This window comes from Gluconobacter oxydans DSM 3504, assembly GCF_000583855.1.
In the GTDB taxonomy this organism is placed as follows: Bacteria; Pseudomonadota; Alphaproteobacteria; order Acetobacterales; family Acetobacteraceae; genus Gluconobacter; species Gluconobacter oxydans.
Window position 1 is genome coordinate 1,251,591 of record NZ_CP004373.1, and the last position, 16,100, is coordinate 1,267,690.

The window sequence follows — 16,100 nt, forward strand, 5'->3', positions numbered from 1 at the left end:
GCGGCCTTCCTTTCCGCCACAGCTTGAACGGGACCAGGACACTGTTTCACCTCAGTCATTTTCTCGACCACATGCTGGTGCATTACGGCTATGGCGTCGTTGGCGTCATTGTCATGTTCGAGAGCATGGGCCTTCCCCTTCCGGCGGAAAGCGTCATCATCGCAGCCTCGCTCTATGCGGGCAGTACCCATCATCTGGAAATCCGCTGGATCGCCCTGGCCGCCGTGCTTGGCGCCATCATGGGCGACAATATCGGGTATCTGATCGGCCATCACTTCGGTTACGGCATTCTGAAAAAGCACGGCCACAAGGTCGGCATGACGGAAGAGCGGCTGATGCTGGGGCGGTATCTGTTCCGCAAGCATGGCGGGATCGTCGTGTTCCTCGGGCGCTTCATCGCAGTGCTGCGTGTGTTCGTGGCGCTGCTGGCCGGAGCGAACCGGATGCCCTGGCATTCGTTTCTGTTCTTCAATGCGATGGGCGGCATCTGCTGGGCGGGGGGCTATGCCTTCGTGACCTATGAACTGGGCAAGCAGATCGAGAAGATTTCGGGCCCTGTGGGTGTGGTCATGGCCATTCTGGGGGTGAGCTGTCTGATCGGGGGGCTCATCTTCCTCAAGAAGAACGAGAAGCGCCTGACGGATGAGGCCCTCAAGGAAGCCGAAGCGGATGAAAAACGCGACGAGGCCCGCGCAGATACGAAACCGAGCTGACCCACACTGGAAGGACAGACCCGATGACACAGACCGCCGCACCCGCCTGGTCCACGGATTCCCTTGAGCGTCTGGACGGGAAGACGGCGCTCATTACCGGATCGACGGGGGGTCTGGGCTTCGAGGTCGCCTGCGGGCTGGCGAAGCAGGGCGCCGCGATCCTGCTGAGCGGGCGCAACCGTGACAAGGGGCAGGCGGCTCTGGCGCGGCTGCATGAGCGCGTGCCGTTCGTCAAAGCGCGGTTCGAGCTGCTGGATCTGGCGTCACTGGCCGGGATCGAGGCGTTTGCGTCTGCCATGCGCAGCCGGGGCGAGCCGATCCATCTTCTGGCGAACAATGCCGGGGTCATGGGGCCGGCGACACGGCTGACGACGAAGGACGGGTTCGAGCTTCAGTTCGGGACCAATCATCTCGGGCATTTTGCGCTGACCGGACGACTGCTGCCGCTACTGGCAGCGGGGAATGCAACGGTCATGACGGTGGCGTCTCTGGCGGCGCTGAAGGGGGAAATCCCGTTCGGCGATCTGAACGCGCGGCATTCTTACAATCCGATGGTGCGTTACCGGCAGAGCAAACTGTGCAATCTGCTGTTTGCGCTGGAACTGAACCGCCGGGCGCTCAAGGCGCCCTGGCCCATCCATTCGCGGGCCGCGCATCCGGGCTGGGCGGCGAGCGATATCGTGGCCAATAATGGCAGCCTGGATCAGTCCGCCAACAAGGCGGCGCGGTTCATGCGGGGGCTGGCGCGGCGTGTGGCCGGGCCGGTCTTTCATGCGATGGGCCAGACGGTTGAGGAAGGCGCCTGGCCGCTGCTCTATGCGCTGGCCAGCCCAGAAGCGCGTGACGGTGGCTATTACGGGCCGCAGGGTCCGGGAGAGCGTCGTGGCGTGCCGGGGATCGCGGGACTGCCGGCGCTGGCGCATGTACCCGAACTGGCGGAGCGTCTGTGGACCGTCTCCGAACAGATGACGGGCGTGAAATACGGACTGCTCTGAGACGAATAAAAGTTTTTGGGTGTCGCCTTTTTTCAAAAAGGTGACGTTCCTTGAATCTTCTTGGAAAAAGCTTCACCAAAAACTTTTATTCGGGATCTTTCTCAGGGACGAACGATGATCATGATGACGATGATCATCATCAGGATCGTAGGAACCTCGTTGGCGATCCGGTAGAATTTTTCCGGATGCTGGTTGCGGTCTTCGGCGAAGGCGCGACGCCAGGCCCCGCAGGCGCCGTGGAAACCGGCGAGCCCCAGAACGCAGATCAGCTTCGTCCACCACCAGCCGGCGTTCCAGTCGATCAGGCCGGGAATGGAGGCCAGTGCGCCGCCGGCGAGGAAGGTCACGATCATGGCCGGAGTCATGATCTGGCGCAGGAGCTTGCGCTCCATGACCTTGAACCGCTCGCTCTCGGCCGAACCCGGTACCACCTGACAGTGATAGACATACAGGCGCGGCAGATAGAACGTCCCGGCCATCCAGGCGATGAACGCCATGATGTGCAGGGACAGGATCCAGCTCTGATAGGTCGCGAGAAAGTCGGTCATGCGTGTTTCTGGCTTTCCAGCGTCCGGCGGAGCAGGGGTACCAGCTCATCCAGATGCGTGATGCGGACAGAGCCTTTGACGGGCCAGAACGGGGGCAGGGGCACGTCCTCGGGGCGAAGAAGCACACAGGCCATGCCGGCCTTCCAGGCTGCTTCCGCACCGGTATTACTGTCTTCGATGACGACACAGTTTTCTGGCAGTACACCCTCGGCCTTTGCGGCGTACAGATAGACGTCCGGAGCGGGTTTGGGGCAGCCCATGTCATTGGCGGAATGGATGCGGTTTTCGGGGAAATACTGCGACATTCCGGTGCGCTCGAACTTGGCTTCCATCTCCCGGACGGAAGAATTGGAGCCGACGCGAACCGGCATTCCCAAAGCCCGCACGCCTGCCAGCATTTCGAGCGCTCCGCTTACGGGTTCTGCGCTTTTTCGCATCATCTGTACGAGATTTTCGCGCAGTTTGAATGCCGTTTCTTCCGGCAGGGAATGCCCGAGGTCATGCTCGAGTTCTGTCACGATCTGCGGCAGGGCCTTGCCTGCAAAACGCTTATGCGCCTCGTCATCGGAAATGGACAGCCCCTTGGAGCGGGCGAATTCCGCCGTGGCCCGGCAGGACGGGCCTTCGCTGTCCACGAGAACGCCGTCGCAGTCGAAAATGACCAGTTTCAGCTGGCCTGCCGGGTCCAGGGCGGTTGTCATACTGACCGTACCGCCTCGACGAGGGCTGCCACGTTTTCAGGTGGCGTGTGCTGCATGACGCCGTGTCCGAGGTTGAAAACATGCGGTTTTCCGCGCATCGCGTCCCGGATGGCCTGGGCTTCACGCACCATTGTTTCGCCGCCGGAGAACAGGATCATCGGATCCATGTTGCCCTGAAGCGTCAGGCCGGGGCGGACTTCGGAGACCAGTTCGGAGATCTGGGCCGGGTCGGCGACAGTGTCGAGGGCGAGCGTGTTAACACCGGTTTTCTGCGCATATTCGCGGACCATGATGCCGCCAAGGCGCGGGAAACCGATAATCGGGGTTTTGGGATGCCGGGCACGGATGTACTCGACGATCTGGCGCGTCGGCTCGATCACGTAGCGGCGGAACGCGGAGGGCGGCAGGATTCCGGCCCAGGAATCGAACAGCATTACGGCTTCCGCGCCGGCTTCGATCTGGCCGCAGAGCATCTCGGCGGTACTCGAGGTCAGGGTGTCGATCAGGCGATCGAACAGGGCCGGGTTGGTCTGCATCATGCGGCGGGTTTCGGCGAAATCCCGCGATCCACCGCCCTCGACCATGTAGCAGGACACCGTGAACGGGCTGCCTGCGAAGCCCAGAAGCGTGGTGACGTCCGGAAGCTCTTTTGTGAGGCGGGACAAGGTCTCGCGCACGGGTGCGACGGCATCCTGTACGCGCTTCGGGTCCAGTCTGGCGAGGTCGGCTTCGGAGCGGATGGCGCCGAGCACGGGACCACGCCCGTCAATGAATTCAAGGGACTGACCCATGGCCCAGGGCAGGATCAGGATGTCGGAAAACAGGATGGCGCCATCCATGCCGTAGCGGCGGATCGGCTGGATCGTCAGCTCGGTGGCCATGTCCGGGGTCATGCACCGGGTCAGGAAGTCGGCCCTGTCCCGCATGGCGCGGAATTCGGGGAGATATCGGCCTGCCTGACGCATGAGCCAGACCGGAGGCGGCCAGACGGCTTCACCACGGAGGGCCCGCAGAAGCGGTTTCGACGAGGGTGAGGAAGGTGCGTTTTCCGAAATCATGCCGCCCACTAATCATAAAAGAAAAAAGAAAGAAATGCTGGAGGTTAAGATGATCCCTGTGGATACCGGGGTACCCGGCTTTCTGAAAATGTACCCCGTCTTACTCACACTGTGTACAACTCCGGAAGCCGCACTTTGCAAGGGAGTCGCTGATTCAATCCCGAATTGCCCACAGAGAGCCTGTGTACAACCCCCAGTTCCGGCTGGTGTACCGTACAATCCACGGTACTCGGTACTCCTTTCGCAAGGGCAGGTACTATCCCCATGTACCCCAGTACTGACGCAATCTCTTCACCGGGTGATCCGCAGTACTCGTCCCTGTTCCAACAGTCGATAGTACGGAGTCGTACTTCATGATGTCTTTCAGTACTTCCCTCATTCTTGCCAGCGGCTCTTCGGCCCGGCGGATGCTTCTCGAAAATGCGGGGCTGGCCGTGCAGGTCCGCCCCGTCGATCTCGACGAGGAGGCGTTGCGGCGATCCTGCGAAGAGCAGGGACATACGCTTTCCCAAACGGCCATCGCGCTGGCGGATGCAAAAGCCAATCTTGCGACGCGGGATGTGGGCTTTGATGAGCTGACGGTTGCGGCGGACCAGATCCTCGATCTGGACGGGGTGGCGTTTGCCAAGCCGGGATCTGTGGCCGAGGCGGCGGAGCATCTGCGCCGGCTGCGGGGGCGGACGCATGTCCTGCGCACGGCTGTCGTTCTCTATAAGGGGGGCGAGAAGGTCTGGGAGCATCTGGCGTCGCCGCGTCTGACGATGCGGGATTTCTCTGATGACTTTCTGAAGGCCTATCTGGAGCGGGAAGGGCCGGCGATCCTGTCCTGTGTAGGGGCGTATCGGCTTGAAGGCCCGGGGATACAGCTTTTTTCGGCTGTCGAGGGGGCGCAGGATGCCGTGATGGGACTGCCGCTGTTGCCGCTGCTGGAGGAACTGCGGGAACTGAAGGTCCTTGGGGTCTAAAAAATCTGTTTTTCAGGCTTGTCAGGGCGAAATCATGACGATATACCGCCCTCATCCGGCCCCGTCCCAAAGGGGCCGCATTGAAACATGTGGGGCCATAGCTCAGTTGGGAGAGCGCCTGAATGGCATTCAGGAGGTCGTCGGTTCGATCCCGATTGGCTCCACCAGTTTCCCTTTTCCCTGAAAATCTGAAATTTCTGTTTCAGCTCTGCCGTAGCAGCTCGCGATCTGTTGACGCGGGCGTTCAGCTCTCATACGGCAGTCGGATGCAGACCGGAACGCGACACGCCCCCTTGCCCACCTTCATGGATGCTGACCAGCGGGCGCTGTGGAGCGGCTGGCTCACGCGGACGGTGCTGCCGGCCTGGAGCGGCGTCGGGTTTGATCGCGGGCGGCGTCTTTATCATGAGCGACTGACATTTTCCGGAGAACCGCTGGTTCTGCCCGCCTCGCGCCTGATGGTGCAGGCGCGGCAGATCTCGACATTCTGTCGGGCTGCGCTGGACGGGCTGCATGATGCTTCGGCGCAGGCGCTGGCATGTCTCGAAGAAGTCGAGCGGCTTTACCGGCATCGGGATGGCCAGGCGGGGTGGATCTTTTCCGTGGCGCCGGACGGGTCGCCGGTCGGGATGCAGCGCGATCTTTATGCGCATGCCTTCATTCTCTTTGCCTATGGCTGGGCTTACCGGGTGAGCGGCAATCCGGATTTCCTCGCGGTGGCGCGGCAGACGGTTGTGGAGCTTCACCAGATCTTTGCGGCGGAGCATGGCGGATTTCTGGATGAAGTGTTGCTGACGGCACCGGGGGTTACGGGAGCTGTGCGGCATCAGAACCCGCATATGCATCTGCTTGAGGCGTTTCTGGTGCTGTTCGAGGTGTCGGGAGACAGCTTTTATCTGGATGAGGCGACGGCTCTGGTGCGTCTGGCGCTGGAGCGGCTGATCCAGCCAGGGGCCGGAGTGTTGCCCGAGGAGTTCGGGGCGGACTGGCGGCCTGTGGCGGCTTTGGGGGAAAACCGGGTGGAGCCGGGGCATCTGTTCGAATGGTCCTGGCTGCTGGGGGATTATCTGCGTCTGAACCCTGGGGCGCTGGACGCCGGGGCGATCCGGCAGGCTGCGGACGGGCTGTTCGCGTTCGGGATGCGCCACGGCGTGCGGTCGGATGTGCAGGGGGCCGCGGTGCGCGATGCCATTGCGGATGATGGACGCTCCCTGGAAAACGCCACGCGGATCTGGCCGCAGACCGAACTGTGCCGCCTGCTGATCTGCCGGAACGATAGCCCGGAGATCCTGCGGGGCCTGACGGAGCATTTCTTCGCGACGTTCATTCCCGACAGCACGCGTGCTGTGTGGATCGACCGGTTTGATGCGTCCGGTAAGGCGAGCGTTTCGGATGTGCCGGCCAGTTCGCTTTACCATATCTATGGTGCGGCGCGGGAGTTCTGCTGAGACGGCAAGGGTGGACCTGCTGTCCAGCTATGTTAGCGTAACCCCGGGTCGGTATGAATTCTGGCAGCGACGGTTTCCGACTTCTGGCAGGTGCTGCCCTGAATGTTCTCTGAAGGAGAAATACGGTGCGTTACTCAAACGGTATTTTCGCGGTTCTTGCGGCAGCTGGTCTTGTTGTCTCGTCGGCTCATGCCCAGTCCATTCCGGGCGTTGGCAGTGCGGGCAATGCCATGAGCGGCATGTCGGGCATGAGTGGCATGACCGGTGGCACCGGCATGATGAGCAGCATGCTGCCGAATATCTCTTCCGCTAGCACGGGCAATGTCGCCGGTGTTCTGAGCTACTGTGTGCAGAACAACTATCTGAGCGGCAGCGGTGCGACCTCGGCCCTGAGCAGCCTGACCGGCAAGCAGGACGTGACGTCGTCCAGCGATTACACGGCTGGTCAGCAGGGGCAGCTTCTGACGGGGGGCAGCAATGCGTTCTCGCTGTCGAGCCTCAAGGGGCAGATGAAGCAGAAAGTCTGCAACATGGTCCTCAGCCGCGCGAAGAATCTGCTCTGAGGCATTCGTGTTCCGGGTGGTCGCGTTCGCGACCGTCCGGTTCGGGATGGTTTAAAGCGGTTTGACGAGATCGGCCGTGATGCCGTTCGTGGCGGTCAGGGCATCCTGGGGTGAAAGCTCGATCAGGAGGCCCTGACTGCCGCCATTGATGACGACGGGCGGGCCGTCCATGCCGCATTGTTCGAAGGCGGTGGGGACGGTGCTGCGCTGGCCGAAGGGACTGACGCCGCCGATGCGGTAGCCTGTGCGCTGTTCGGCATCGGGGCGGGAGAGCATCTTGGCTTTGCGGCCGCCGAAGGCCTGCGCCACGCGGGCGAAATCCAGTTCGCGGTCCGCGGGAAGCACGACGCAGGCGGGGCGGCCGTCGATCTGCACCATCAGGGTCTTGAGGACGTGATCCGGCGACAGGCCGAGTGCTGCGGCAGCGGCCACACCGAGTTTTCCGGCCGAGGGATCGTAATCATAGACATGGCGTTCATAGGAAATGCCGAGAGCGTCCAGTGTCAGGGTCGCGGATGTGTCCTGCACGCTTGTTCTCCTGTCCTGTGCGGTCATCTTGAAGGGTTCAGGATGGCAGGCGCGGGCGTCCGATGCTAGGGTCAGGGCTATGATTCAACAGCGTTTCGTCCGTAACCATGGCTGCTAGTCTGCTGGCCTGCATGCTGGCTTCGGCCCTGCATTACCGGCTGCCGCCGCGCATCCTGCCTGCGATCCAGCGGGTCGAGGGCGGGACGATGGGGCATGTCAGCACGAATACGGACGGGTCGGTTGATATCGGGCTCATGCAGATCAATTCGCGCTGGATTTTGCCCATTGCGTCCATGATCCATCAGCCTGTGCCGCAGGTTGCGGCGCGACTGGCGCTTGATCCGTGTTTCAACATCGCGGCGGCGGCCATGATCCTGCGCAGGGCGCTGGATGACGAGCATGGCAATCTGATGAAGGCGATCGGGGATTATCATTCCCGGACGCTGCCGCTCAATCTGGATTACCAGCGCAAGGTGGTGGCTGCTGCTGCGGCGCTTTATCTGCGCCAAGGGTGAGGGGTTCTGGTGAGGTGGTCAGGCGGGATGTGTTACTTTATAACGCTACACCCATGACGCTTTCCCGAGGAAAATGATGCGCTGTTTCCCGGCTTTTCTGCTGGCTGGCCTGGCTCTGGGCAGTCTTGGGAGCGGTTTGACCGCTGCTCAGGCCGAGCCTTCCCGAACTCCGGTATCCGTGGTGTGTGCCGAGGCGGCGTGGTGCGATGTGGCGGCGCAGATCGGCGGGGCGGATGTGCAGACCCATGCCCTGCTCGCGACACCGGGCATTGATCCTCATGATCTGACGCCGTCGCCTTCCATGGCCCGCGCCATGGCGGGGGCGACGATCGCGGTGGTGAACGGCGCGACCTATGACGACTGGGCGCTGCCGTTTGCGGCGTCCGTGCCCGGAAAGATCGTGGTGGCGGGGATTGCCGGATGGCAGCCCGGCGATAATCCGCATCTTTTTCTTGATCCTGAAGCGGTGGGAAAGGTCGCGCATGTCTTTGCGGACATGCTGGCGCATCAGCCGGGGATTTCGACATCGGCTGTGGAAGCGCGGCTGGGGGCGTTCCTGAAGGAACTCGACGGTGTGAAGGCCCGTCTGGCCGCGATGAAGGTGCGTCATGAGTCCGTGCCCGTGGCGGCCGTCGAACCGGTTGGGGAGACGCTGCTCCGGGATGCGGGGCTGGATGTCGTGGATGAGAGTTTTGCACTGGCGATCATGAACCATGCGGAGCCGTCTCCGCGGGATGTGGCGCAGGTCGATACGCTGATCGACGGGCGGAAGGTGCGGATGCTGATCACCAATCCAGCCATTCATTCCCCGCAGATCGACCGGCTGGTGGATCGGGCGCATGCGGCTGGCCTGCCGATTGTGGCGATTGGCGAGACGCTGCCGCCAGGGCAGTCCTGGCAGGGTTGGGTTTACGGGATTCTTCAGACTGTGGAGCAGGCGCTGGGTGATGGTGGACGCTAAAAAGGTCTGCTGTCAGCCGGAGCGGGGTCTGGTCCTGCGGGATGTGACGCTCACGGCGGGATCGACCTGCGTGTTGCGGGATGCGTCCCTGACGGTGCCGCTCTCGGGGATGACGCTTCTGTCCGGGCGGAACGGGGCCGGGAAGTCCACGCTGCTGCGGGCGATGCTGGGGCTGATTCCGCTTCAGGGCGGTGAGATCCTGACCCATGGTCTGCCACCGGCGCAGGCGCGGCAGCATATCGGTTACATGCCGCAGAGTGTGACGGATGCGGCGCTGCTGCTTCCGGCGGTCAGTCATGTCCGGGCGGCGGTGGACGGGCTGCGCTGGGGGCTGCCGCTGCGTCTGCGGCCACGGCGGGAGGAAGCGGACCGGCTTCTGGCGCTGACGGGGGCTTCGGCGTTTGCGCATCGTCCGCTCGGGCTGTTGTCCGGCGGGGAGCGTCAGCGGGTCGGTCTGGCGCAGGCTCTGGCGGGGAATCCGGATCTGCTGCTGCTGGATGAGCCTCTGGCGGCGCTCGATCAGGCGGGGCAGGAGCAGACGGTGCGTCTGCTGACGGATCTGACGGCGCGTCTGGGGATCGGGATTGTCCTGACATCGCATGAGACGGAGGCGCTGGCCGGGGCCGTGACGCGCGTGGTGCAGCTTGCGGACGGGGGGCTGCATGTTCGAGTTTGATTTCATGCGCCATGCTTTTGTGGGCGCGGCGGTTGTGTCGGTTCTGGCGGGGACGGTTGGCTGGTTCCTGATGCTGCGGCGTCAGGCGTTTGCGGCCCATGCGCTCTCGCATATCGGTTTCAGCGGTGCGGCCGGGGCGGTCTGGCTCGGGTTTCCGCCGCTGTCGGGGATGGTGGTGTTCAGCCTGATGGCCGGGTTTGTCATCGGGGCCGAACGGGAAGGGGAGCGCGGCGTTCCCGCCCAGCGGGACAGTACGATCGGGCTTGTTCTCGCGGCCAGTCTCGGGCTTGGGGCCTGGTTCCTGCACATGAGCAACCGGGGTTCCAGTCTGGCGACCACGCTGTTGTTTGGTGATGTTCTGGGGATTGATCTGCGGACGCTGGAGGCGCTGTGCGGTGTGGCCGTGCTGTGTCTGGGGCTGCTGGCGTTTCTGGGGCGGCGGCTGCTGTTTGCCAGTCTGGCGCCGGAAGTGGCGCGGGCGCGGGGTGTGCCGGCGCGTCTGGTCTCGGTGGTGTTCATGGCCGTGGCGGCGCTGGCCTGCGCCGCCTGTGCGGAAGTGGCCGGGGCGCTTCTGGCGTTCAGTCTGATGATCGGGCCGGCTGCGACGGCGCTGAAGCTCGGGCTTGGGCCGCTGGCCGGGATTGCGCTCTCGGTCGGGCTGGCGCTCGCCCTGTCATGGGGCGGGCTGATGCTGTCCTGGGTGACGGACGCACCTGTCCCGTTCTGGATCGGGCTTGGGGCCGCCCTGTCCTATGCGCTGGCCGATCTGTGGCAGCGGGTTAGAAGTCGTTGAGACCAGCCGCTTTGAAGTGAATCAGCAGCATGAATGCGACAAGCATTACATGCATGATGATCAGCGCTTTTGTGCCAATGACCGGGACATCTTTGGTGGTATCGGGTGTTTGCATGATCGTATCCTGACGGGCTTGTGACAGAATAGTCAATTCTGATGGTATTTCCCACAGAATTTCTGTTGGTTTTCTGCCCGGCCTGAAAAACCATTCATTTTGTGATATGTTATGTTTCTATGGAAAACGATACGAAAACAGTCCGAACCGGACGGGACCACATCGATCCCGCGTCCATCGAAGTTTCTCCCAACGCCAAGCTGATGCTGATTCTGGCCGCTGTGGTCGCCGCGATCTGCGGTGGTCTCTATGGCTATGACACGGGCATCATCTCCGGCACGCTGCCGCTGATCGGGGATGATTTCCGCCTAGGTGCCACCATGAAGGAATGGGTTGCATCCGCCATTCTGCTCGGCGCCATCTTCGGCGCATTTGCGGCCGGAGGACTTTCGGAGAAATTCGGTCGCCGGAACACCACCTGCATGGTGAGTGGTCTGTTCGTGGTGGGTGCCACGGCCTGTTCTCTGGCGCCGGATGTGTGGAGCCTGATTGGCGCGCGCTTCGTGCTGGGGCTGGCGGTTGGCGGTTCGACGCAGGTCGTGCCGATGTATATTTCCGAACTGGCGCCGCAGGAGCGTCGTGGCACGCTGGTCACGATGTTCAACGTGGCCATTGGTCTCGGTATTCTGATCGCCAACATTATCGGCTTTACGGAGCGCGTGAACTGGGGCTGGCGTCCGATGGTCGGTGTTGCGGCCATTCCGGCGGCCATCGTGTTCATCTCGATGTTCTTCATGCCCAAGAGCCCGCGTTGGGCTGCTGAGAACGAAGGCATGAAGAGTGCCATCATCCAGCTCGGCCGGATCCGTACGACCAAGCGGGCCATCCGCCGCGAGGTGCAGACCATCCGTGAGAACGCGGAAGGGATTGATCCGAAGAACCGTGGCTGGCGCGGTCTGTTCCAGCCTTGGGTGCGTCCCGCACTCGTGGCCGCTCTTGGCGTTGCGTTCTTCACGCAGTGCGGCGGTCTGGAAATGATGATCTACTATACGCCGACTTTCCTGAATGATGCGGGTTTCGGCACGTCCTCGGCGCTTCTGGCGTCGCTGGGTGTGGCGGTGATCTACTGCATCATGACGTTCCTGGGCTGCATGTTCGTGGACCGGATCGGCCGTCGTCGTCTGATGCTCATCATGGGACCGGGGGCGGCTCTGTCGCTGGTGGGGCTTGGTGTGATGTTCCTGAGTCATCCGGCTCCGGGCAGTGTGGGCGCCTACATGATCGTTGTGTTCCTGCTGCTGTTCATGATGTTCAATTCCGGCGGTATTCAGGTCTGCGGTTGGCTGCTGGGGGCTGAAATGTTCCCGCTGTCTATGCGTGGGCAGGCGACGTCGCTTCATGCCGCGACGCTGTGGGGGGCCGATCTGCTGGTGACCAGCACGGCGCTGAGCATGGCCGAAGCCATCGGGCTGAGCTGGACGATGTGGTTCTATGCGTTCGTGAACCTGGCATCCGTGGTCTTCGTGTTCTTCTTCGTGCCGGAAACGGCCGGTGCGTCGCTTGAGGACATTGAAGAGGCGCTCCTTGAAAAGCGCTTCCGCCCGACGCCGGGGAATACCCGGATCGTGCAGAGCGATGACGGGGACGCCGAAGCCGCTGCATGATACGCTTTCCCCTTCACGCAGAAGGGGAACTGACCATGACGGATGTTATCGCACAAAGGGTTGCTGCCGCACGATGTGGCAGCAACCCTTCTGTTATCGGGCGTATGAAATCGGGCTGGCTGGTGATTGGTCAGACCCAGCCTCTGCCGGGCTATTGCCAGCTTCTGGCTGATCCGGTCGTGCCGACGATCAATGATCTCAAGGGTGAGGCGCGGGCGCAGTATCTCGCGGATATGGCGGCGGTCGGGGATGCGCTGCTGGCCGTCACCGATGCGGTACGGATCAATTACGAGACCTGGTGCAATCTGGCGCCGTCCCTGCACACTCACATTGTCCCGCGCTATGCCTCCGAAGATCCCGAGAAAGCCACGCGCCCGGCGGGGACGGTCTATGACTACGATGCAGCGCGGCCATTCAGTCTGGAGCAGGACGGCCCGTTCATGGAGGCCATGCGGCGTTATTTGAAGCTTTAAAGCGTGGGGTAGTCATTTTTCTTCCCGGCATTACATTCTATGGTTCGGGTTTCTGGAGATGCAGGGCAGCTTACTGGCATGAAAACAGCAATTATTCTGATTGTTCGGAACGAAGTGCAGGACATCGTATGGTGGCTTGCCCATCATCTTGGTGTCGGGATCTCCACTCTTATTATTTATGACGCTGGTTCGACCGATGGAACGTGGAGCCTGCTTCAGGCTGCCAGGCGGACGTCCGATATCCGGCCCCATCGTCTTGATGATGCGACGCATGAAACGTGGGGAGGCCTTCGCAGGAGAGCTGTTGCCGATGTTCGGGAGCGTTATGGCCGGGAGTTCGACTGGCTGGGTGTTTTCGGGATTGAGGACTATCTGACGCCGGCGGAGGAGCACACGCTTCAAAGCCTGTTCCCGATGGCAGAGGACTATCGGGGCGTTCTGTTCAGCCATCGTCTGTATGGTGGCAATGGTTATATCGGTCTGCCGAGATGTTCGCCTGTTCATGCCTATACCCGCCATGCTCCGGATGATTTTCCACATCATGGGGAGGGTATTCTGTTCGTCCGTTCCGCGGTGATGGATCATGCTTCTGTTGAACAGTCGGACTGGGGACTGGATGGGAAGGACATTCTTCGCCCGTCAGGTCAGACTCTGGAAGATCATGCGGGGCGGGAGTGGACACATGGCTGGGTGCGTCGATATGCGGTCAGAAGCATGGCGCATCAGGTTCGCAGACTTGCCTTTGACCGTGTGCTCGACAGACGGCAGCCCGACCTGCATGCCCTGGACCGTAATGATGTTGAAGGCGCGGATTCTTCGCTTTTTGCAACAACGGAAAACCTCGCTGTCGCGATTTACGGTGACGTTTGGGCTGATGTCATACGCAGGAAGAAATTCGAACAGATCCTGCAGATGCCGGACAGGGATTCCGAAGCCTTCTCTCCGTCATCAGGAGCCAGATTTTTCCGGATACAGGGCCTGAATGGGGAGTTCCTGTGCTGTGACCAGCGGGGGGGCCATCTGGTCGGTCTTCATGAAGGACACATCGAAGAAAGCGGCCATCATGTCCTGATGGCGGGTTGTGTCTGGGAAGAGTTGCCGGGCTGGATCGTGCTGTTCCGCGAGGACGGTCAGATCTGCAGCAACAGGATCAGCCATGCCGGGCTTGCTCCCGTTCCGGTTCCGGTTGCAGCATTTGAGACAGTGGACGTGGAGAACGGAGCGGTTGCGATGCGACTGCCAGCTACGGGGCGTTTTCTGACGCTTGTTGTCGGGAACGGGGAAGTCTGCGTGAACAGGACCGAGGCTTTCGGGTGGGAATATTTCAGTCTTGTCCCAGTTGAAATCTCTTCATCCGGACAGGGATCGGAACTGACGGAAGCACTGGGTTTCCTGCCGGTTCTTCTGGATGGGAGACTGCGTGCAGAAAATCTGGCGGAGGTACTGGAAAGAGTGGATGTCTCGCAGTCTTTTCTGCTGCCCCTCATGTTCTCCATGCTGCCGGAGCGGGAGCAGGCACGGTTCAACGAGGATTATCCCGGCCTGTTCCCCTCCTGGCTCAGTGCTCTGGTGTTCTGAGCAGAGCGCTTCTCAGGCGCTCACCTGCTGTTCGGGGACCGGGTGATTTCGTTCGAGATACCGGTAGACCTGCTTCAGGCGGAGCGCCAGCCGCTGGTAGACGATGCGGGTAAAATGTGTGGAAGTGGTCTGTTCATCAGGATTTTCGACGAAATCGTCGATCGGGATAACGGAGACGTTGGGGAAATTCTTCTGCTCGGCTTTGGTCCACCGGTTCATGGATTGGTGCCTTTCCAGGATTTCGGAGGGCATGCTGGCCGGGTTTTCACTGCTTAGCAGGAGAATGACCTGGGTATCAGCCGGAATGGCGGTCAGGATTTCCCGTAGATTCCGTCTGAAAAGTGGTTCATCAGAGGGCCCCTGATACACCATGTTCGCTCTGAAATACCGGAATGCCTGAATACCGTCTTCAGGCACGCCGCGGTTTCGTAGATCAGCCTCATAGAATGTGGTCAGGTCATTATAACCGAGATTGGAAGGCGTGTAGGTCAGGACCGTCTGGCCGCCATGCTGGGCGTAGGTCCGGTAATACAGGTCTCCCCAGAAGCTGAAGATGATCAGACTGTAATGGGGAGATGCATAATCCAGAGAAAGGTCTTCATCGGTATAGCCGCAGTTCAGCAGGCACTCCCGGTGAGCAGCTGGGACGGGTCTTGCCGACTGGGCAACGATGGTTGAATGGTCGCGTCGCAGTTCACCACCGTGGCGGATGGTATTGGCGAACAGGCGGAAACGCTCGGTAACGGGCTGCAGATAATGCGCCACGGCTTCCAGATCGCAGCCGCCGCAAAGCAGGATGCCGCCACGCCCGGCACTCTCGCGCGTCGTGGTATCCTTTTCCTCGTTGTAAAATGAGATCCAGTCTGCCGGATTACTTTCGTCAAAGAGATCCGAAATGACTTCTCCCTTGATGTGAATTTCAGGACGGCCAAGCTGGCGGTAAAGCCAGAGTTCCACGAACATGCCCAGTGTACGGCATGAGAAGCAGTATTGTTCGAGCTTGTTGTAACCGGCACCCCGGACATGAACGAAAAAGCCGACATAGCCGTAATCGCCAAACCGGTCCCGCACATGCACCAGGGCTGTATGGACATTGTAGGGGCGGATCATGTCCCGCACCTGCTGGCGGGCAGTTTCCATGTCGTCGGAAACGCGGTTCTTCGTGTAGTTGAGCTGGTTTGTCCGGTTCAGGAGCTCGATGGCACGGTCGATATTGCCTTCGACATCGTAGTCGAGTTCGACCGTGATGTCGCTTTCCCGCAGGAAATCGAAAGCGTTTCCGCCAATGGTCTGTTTGGCTGCATTTTTGACTTCAAGGATTTTGTAGTCCGCCAGACGCTTCATGTCCGGGTCGGGCTTGCCCTTGAAAAGAGGATTTTCCAGCAACCCAGGGAGAATGCTTTCGTCCGCGACCTGAAGGTCGGGGACCATGAATTTTGCTTCCTCAAGATTCATGGGGTTGTCGTCAACGAACAGGATCGTGGGCGCCCGAAGCTGGGCCTGTTCGACAATTTCGCGGATTCTGGGGCCTTTTGTATCCCAGTTTATACTGGGGAAGACGAAATATTCCCAAAGTCCTAGCCGTTCGAGGACATCCTTGGCTGCGTTGAAATCGTTTTTCGAGCAGATGGAACTGACAATGCCGCGCCGGGCAAGTTCTTTGACGACCTCACCGAAATGCTGGTCCTCATCAATGCCGCCTTCAGTCAGTGTCCCTTTCCAAAATGTTTCGTCGAGATCCCAGATGATGAGTCTTACGGCTTCGGTCATGGAAAGGTACTTCCTATCAGAACGACTGTATTTGGAGGATAAGCATAGTCAGCGGTGTTTGCTAGATCGAACGGGAGCAATACTGTCCCGGACCCG

18 protein-coding genes and 1 tRNA gene are annotated in these 16,100 nt (G+C 60.9%); 13 read left to right on the plus strand and 6 right to left on the minus strand.

Annotated features, from left to right (window positions below):
• The first annotated feature begins 113 nt into the window (after positions 1–113).
• Positions 114–713 carry a DedA family protein gene (locus GLS_RS05570; RefSeq protein ID WP_041112699.1) on the plus strand — a complete coding sequence of 200 codons (600 nt, stop codon included), beginning with the start codon at positions 114–116 and terminating at the stop codon, positions 711–713.
• A gap of 23 nt (positions 714–736) precedes the next feature.
• The gene (locus GLS_RS05575) at positions 737–1,708 is read left to right on the plus strand and encodes an SDR family oxidoreductase (protein ID WP_041111522.1); all 972 of its coding nucleotides are present in this window, start codon (positions 737–739) and stop codon (positions 1,706–1,708) included.
• Positions 1,709–1,809: 101 nt separating this feature from the next.
• On the opposite strand, the gene hemJ is transcribed toward GLS_RS05575, so the two are convergent.
• From hemJ to hemE, 3 genes are read right to left on the minus strand one after another with little or no spacing between them, the layout of a single operon-like run.
• Complete coding sequence (hemJ, locus tag GLS_RS05580; protein WP_011252598.1) at positions 1,810–2,256, minus strand: protoporphyrinogen oxidase HemJ; 447 nt, start codon at positions 2,254–2,256, stop codon at positions 1,810–1,812.
• Positions 2,253–2,957, minus strand: coding sequence for an HAD family hydrolase (locus tag GLS_RS05585; protein ID WP_041111523.1), 705 nt, complete (start codon positions 2,955–2,957; stop codon positions 2,253–2,255). The genes hemJ and GLS_RS05585 overlap by 4 nt, the downstream gene beginning before the upstream one ends.
• Complete coding sequence (hemE, locus tag GLS_RS05590) at positions 2,954–4,015, minus strand: uroporphyrinogen decarboxylase (RefSeq protein ID WP_041112700.1); 1,062 nt, start codon at positions 4,013–4,015, stop codon at positions 2,954–2,956. Before hemE ends, GLS_RS05585 begins: the two co-directional genes overlap by 4 nt.
• Before the next feature lie 353 nt (positions 4,016–4,368).
• Here hemE and GLS_RS05595 point away from each other — a divergent pair, with 353 nt between their 5' ends.
• From GLS_RS05595 to GLS_RS05610, 4 genes are all read left to right on the plus strand, one after another.
• Positions 4,369–4,980: a Maf family protein gene (locus GLS_RS05595; protein WP_041111524.1), complete on the plus strand. Its 612-nt coding sequence runs from the start codon at positions 4,369–4,371 to the stop codon at positions 4,978–4,980.
• A 91-nt stretch (positions 4,981–5,071) separates the two neighbouring features.
• Positions 5,072–5,147 (plus strand) — tRNA-Ala (locus GLS_RS05600).
• Between the two features lie 126 nt (positions 5,148–5,273).
• Positions 5,274–6,428, plus strand: coding sequence for an AGE family epimerase/isomerase (locus GLS_RS05605; protein ID WP_226986649.1), 1,155 nt, complete (start codon positions 5,274–5,276; stop codon positions 6,426–6,428).
• 125 nt (positions 6,429–6,553) lie between these two features.
• On the plus strand, positions 6,554–6,991 hold the full coding sequence (locus GLS_RS05610; RefSeq protein WP_225198159.1) for a YjjA family protein: 438 nt from the start codon (positions 6,554–6,556) through the stop codon (positions 6,989–6,991).
• A gap of 51 nt (positions 6,992–7,042) precedes the next feature.
• Here GLS_RS05610 and GLS_RS05615 read toward each other — a convergent pair whose 3' ends face one another.
• Positions 7,043–7,546 (minus strand): aminoacyl-tRNA deacylase, encoded by a 504-nt coding sequence (locus GLS_RS05615; RefSeq protein ID WP_034954160.1) that lies wholly within the window; start codon positions 7,544–7,546, stop codon positions 7,043–7,045.
• A gap of 80 nt (positions 7,547–7,626) precedes the next feature.
• Between GLS_RS05615 and GLS_RS05620 the strand changes: the two genes are divergently transcribed.
• The 4 genes from GLS_RS05620 to GLS_RS05635 all read left to right on the plus strand — a co-directional run bounded on the left by GLS_RS05620 (position 7,627) and on the right by GLS_RS05635 (position 10,464).
• Complete coding sequence (locus tag GLS_RS05620) at positions 7,627–8,034, plus strand: lytic transglycosylase domain-containing protein (protein ID WP_011252605.1); 408 nt, start codon at positions 7,627–7,629, stop codon at positions 8,032–8,034.
• A 73-nt stretch (positions 8,035–8,107) separates the two neighbouring features.
• Positions 8,108–8,995, plus strand: a complete 888-nt coding sequence (locus GLS_RS05625) for a metal ABC transporter solute-binding protein, Zn/Mn family (RefSeq protein WP_226986650.1) — start codon at positions 8,108–8,110, stop codon at positions 8,993–8,995.
• Entirely contained in the window at positions 8,982–9,671 is a 690-nt protein-coding gene (locus GLS_RS05630) for an ATP-binding cassette domain-containing protein (RefSeq protein ID WP_041111525.1), read from the plus strand. The genes GLS_RS05625 and GLS_RS05630 overlap by 14 nt, the downstream gene beginning before the upstream one ends.
• Positions 9,658–10,464: a metal ABC transporter permease gene (locus GLS_RS05635; RefSeq protein WP_041111526.1), complete on the plus strand. Its 807-nt coding sequence runs from the start codon at positions 9,658–9,660 to the stop codon at positions 10,462–10,464. The genes GLS_RS05630 and GLS_RS05635 overlap by 14 nt, the downstream gene beginning before the upstream one ends.
• On the opposite strand, the gene GLS_RS13570 is transcribed toward GLS_RS05635, so the two are convergent.
• On the minus strand, positions 10,451–10,579 hold the full coding sequence (locus GLS_RS13570) for a hypothetical protein (protein ID WP_264358003.1): 129 nt from the start codon (positions 10,577–10,579) through the stop codon (positions 10,451–10,453). The genes GLS_RS05635 and GLS_RS13570 overlap by 14 nt on opposite strands.
• Positions 10,580–10,698: 119 nt before the next feature.
• Between GLS_RS13570 and GLS_RS05640 the strand changes: the two genes are divergently transcribed.
• The 3 genes from GLS_RS05640 (at position 10,699) to GLS_RS05650 (ending at position 14,234) form a co-directional block, all read left to right on the plus strand.
• On the plus strand, positions 10,699–12,183 hold the full coding sequence (locus GLS_RS05640; protein ID WP_052327485.1) for a sugar porter family MFS transporter: 1,485 nt from the start codon (positions 10,699–10,701) through the stop codon (positions 12,181–12,183).
• Between the two features lie 35 nt (positions 12,184–12,218).
• The gene (locus GLS_RS05645) at positions 12,219–12,656 is read left to right on the plus strand and encodes an HIT family protein (protein WP_041112705.1); all 438 of its coding nucleotides are present in this window, start codon (positions 12,219–12,221) and stop codon (positions 12,654–12,656) included.
• A 78-nt stretch (positions 12,657–12,734) separates the two neighbouring features.
• Entirely contained in the window at positions 12,735–14,234 is a 1,500-nt protein-coding gene (locus tag GLS_RS05650) for a glycosyltransferase family 2 protein (RefSeq protein WP_041111527.1), read from the plus strand.
• Between the two features lie 12 nt (positions 14,235–14,246).
• Here GLS_RS05650 and GLS_RS12955 read toward each other — a convergent pair whose 3' ends face one another.
• Positions 14,247–16,004 (minus strand): HAD-IIIC family phosphatase, encoded by a 1,758-nt coding sequence (locus tag GLS_RS12955; RefSeq protein ID WP_052327486.1) that lies wholly within the window; start codon positions 16,002–16,004, stop codon positions 14,247–14,249.
• Positions 16,005–16,100: the final 96 nt, after the last annotated feature.

Excerpts from the sequence above, each read along its gene's own strand:
- GLS_RS05570 (WP_041112699.1), top strand. The coding sequence starts at position 114 with ATGTTCGAGAGCATGGGCCTTCCCCTTCCGGCGGAAAGCGTCATCATC.
- GLS_RS05575 (WP_041111522.1), top strand. The coding sequence starts at position 737 with ATGACACAGACCGCCGCACCCGCCTGGTCCACGGATTCCCTTGAGCGT.
- hemJ (WP_011252598.1), bottom strand. The coding sequence starts at position 2,256 with ATGACCGACTTTCTCGCGACCTATCAGAGCTGGATCCTGTCCCTGCAC.
- GLS_RS05585 (WP_041111523.1), bottom strand. The coding sequence starts at position 2,957 with ATGACAACCGCCCTGGACCCGGCAGGCCAGCTGAAACTGGTCATTTTC.
- hemE (WP_041112700.1), bottom strand. The coding sequence starts at position 4,015 with ATGATTTCGGAAAACGCACCTTCCTCACCCTCGTCGAAACCGCTTCTG.
- GLS_RS05595 (WP_041111524.1), top strand. The coding sequence starts at position 4,369 with ATGATGTCTTTCAGTACTTCCCTCATTCTTGCCAGCGGCTCTTCGGCC.
- GLS_RS05615 (WP_034954160.1), bottom strand. The coding sequence starts at position 7,546 with ATGACCGCACAGGACAGGAGAACAAGCGTGCAGGACACATCCGCGACC.
- GLS_RS05620 (WP_011252605.1), top strand. The coding sequence starts at position 7,627 with ATGGCTGCTAGTCTGCTGGCCTGCATGCTGGCTTCGGCCCTGCATTAC.
- GLS_RS05625 (WP_226986650.1), top strand. The coding sequence starts at position 8,108 with ATGATGCGCTGTTTCCCGGCTTTTCTGCTGGCTGGCCTGGCTCTGGGC.
- GLS_RS05630 (WP_041111525.1), top strand. The coding sequence starts at position 8,982 with ATGGTGGACGCTAAAAAGGTCTGCTGTCAGCCGGAGCGGGGTCTGGTC.
- GLS_RS05635 (WP_041111526.1), top strand. The coding sequence starts at position 9,658 with ATGTTCGAGTTTGATTTCATGCGCCATGCTTTTGTGGGCGCGGCGGTT.
- GLS_RS13570 (WP_264358003.1), bottom strand. The coding sequence starts at position 10,579 with ATGCAAACACCCGATACCACCAAAGATGTCCCGGTCATTGGCACAAAA.
- GLS_RS05640 (WP_052327485.1), top strand. The coding sequence starts at position 10,699 with ATGGAAAACGATACGAAAACAGTCCGAACCGGACGGGACCACATCGAT.
- GLS_RS05645 (WP_041112705.1), top strand. The coding sequence starts at position 12,219 with ATGACGGATGTTATCGCACAAAGGGTTGCTGCCGCACGATGTGGCAGC.
- GLS_RS05650 (WP_041111527.1), top strand. The coding sequence starts at position 12,735 with ATGAAAACAGCAATTATTCTGATTGTTCGGAACGAAGTGCAGGACATC.
- GLS_RS12955 (WP_052327486.1), bottom strand. The coding sequence starts at position 16,004 with ATGACCGAAGCCGTAAGACTCATCATCTGGGATCTCGACGAAACATTT.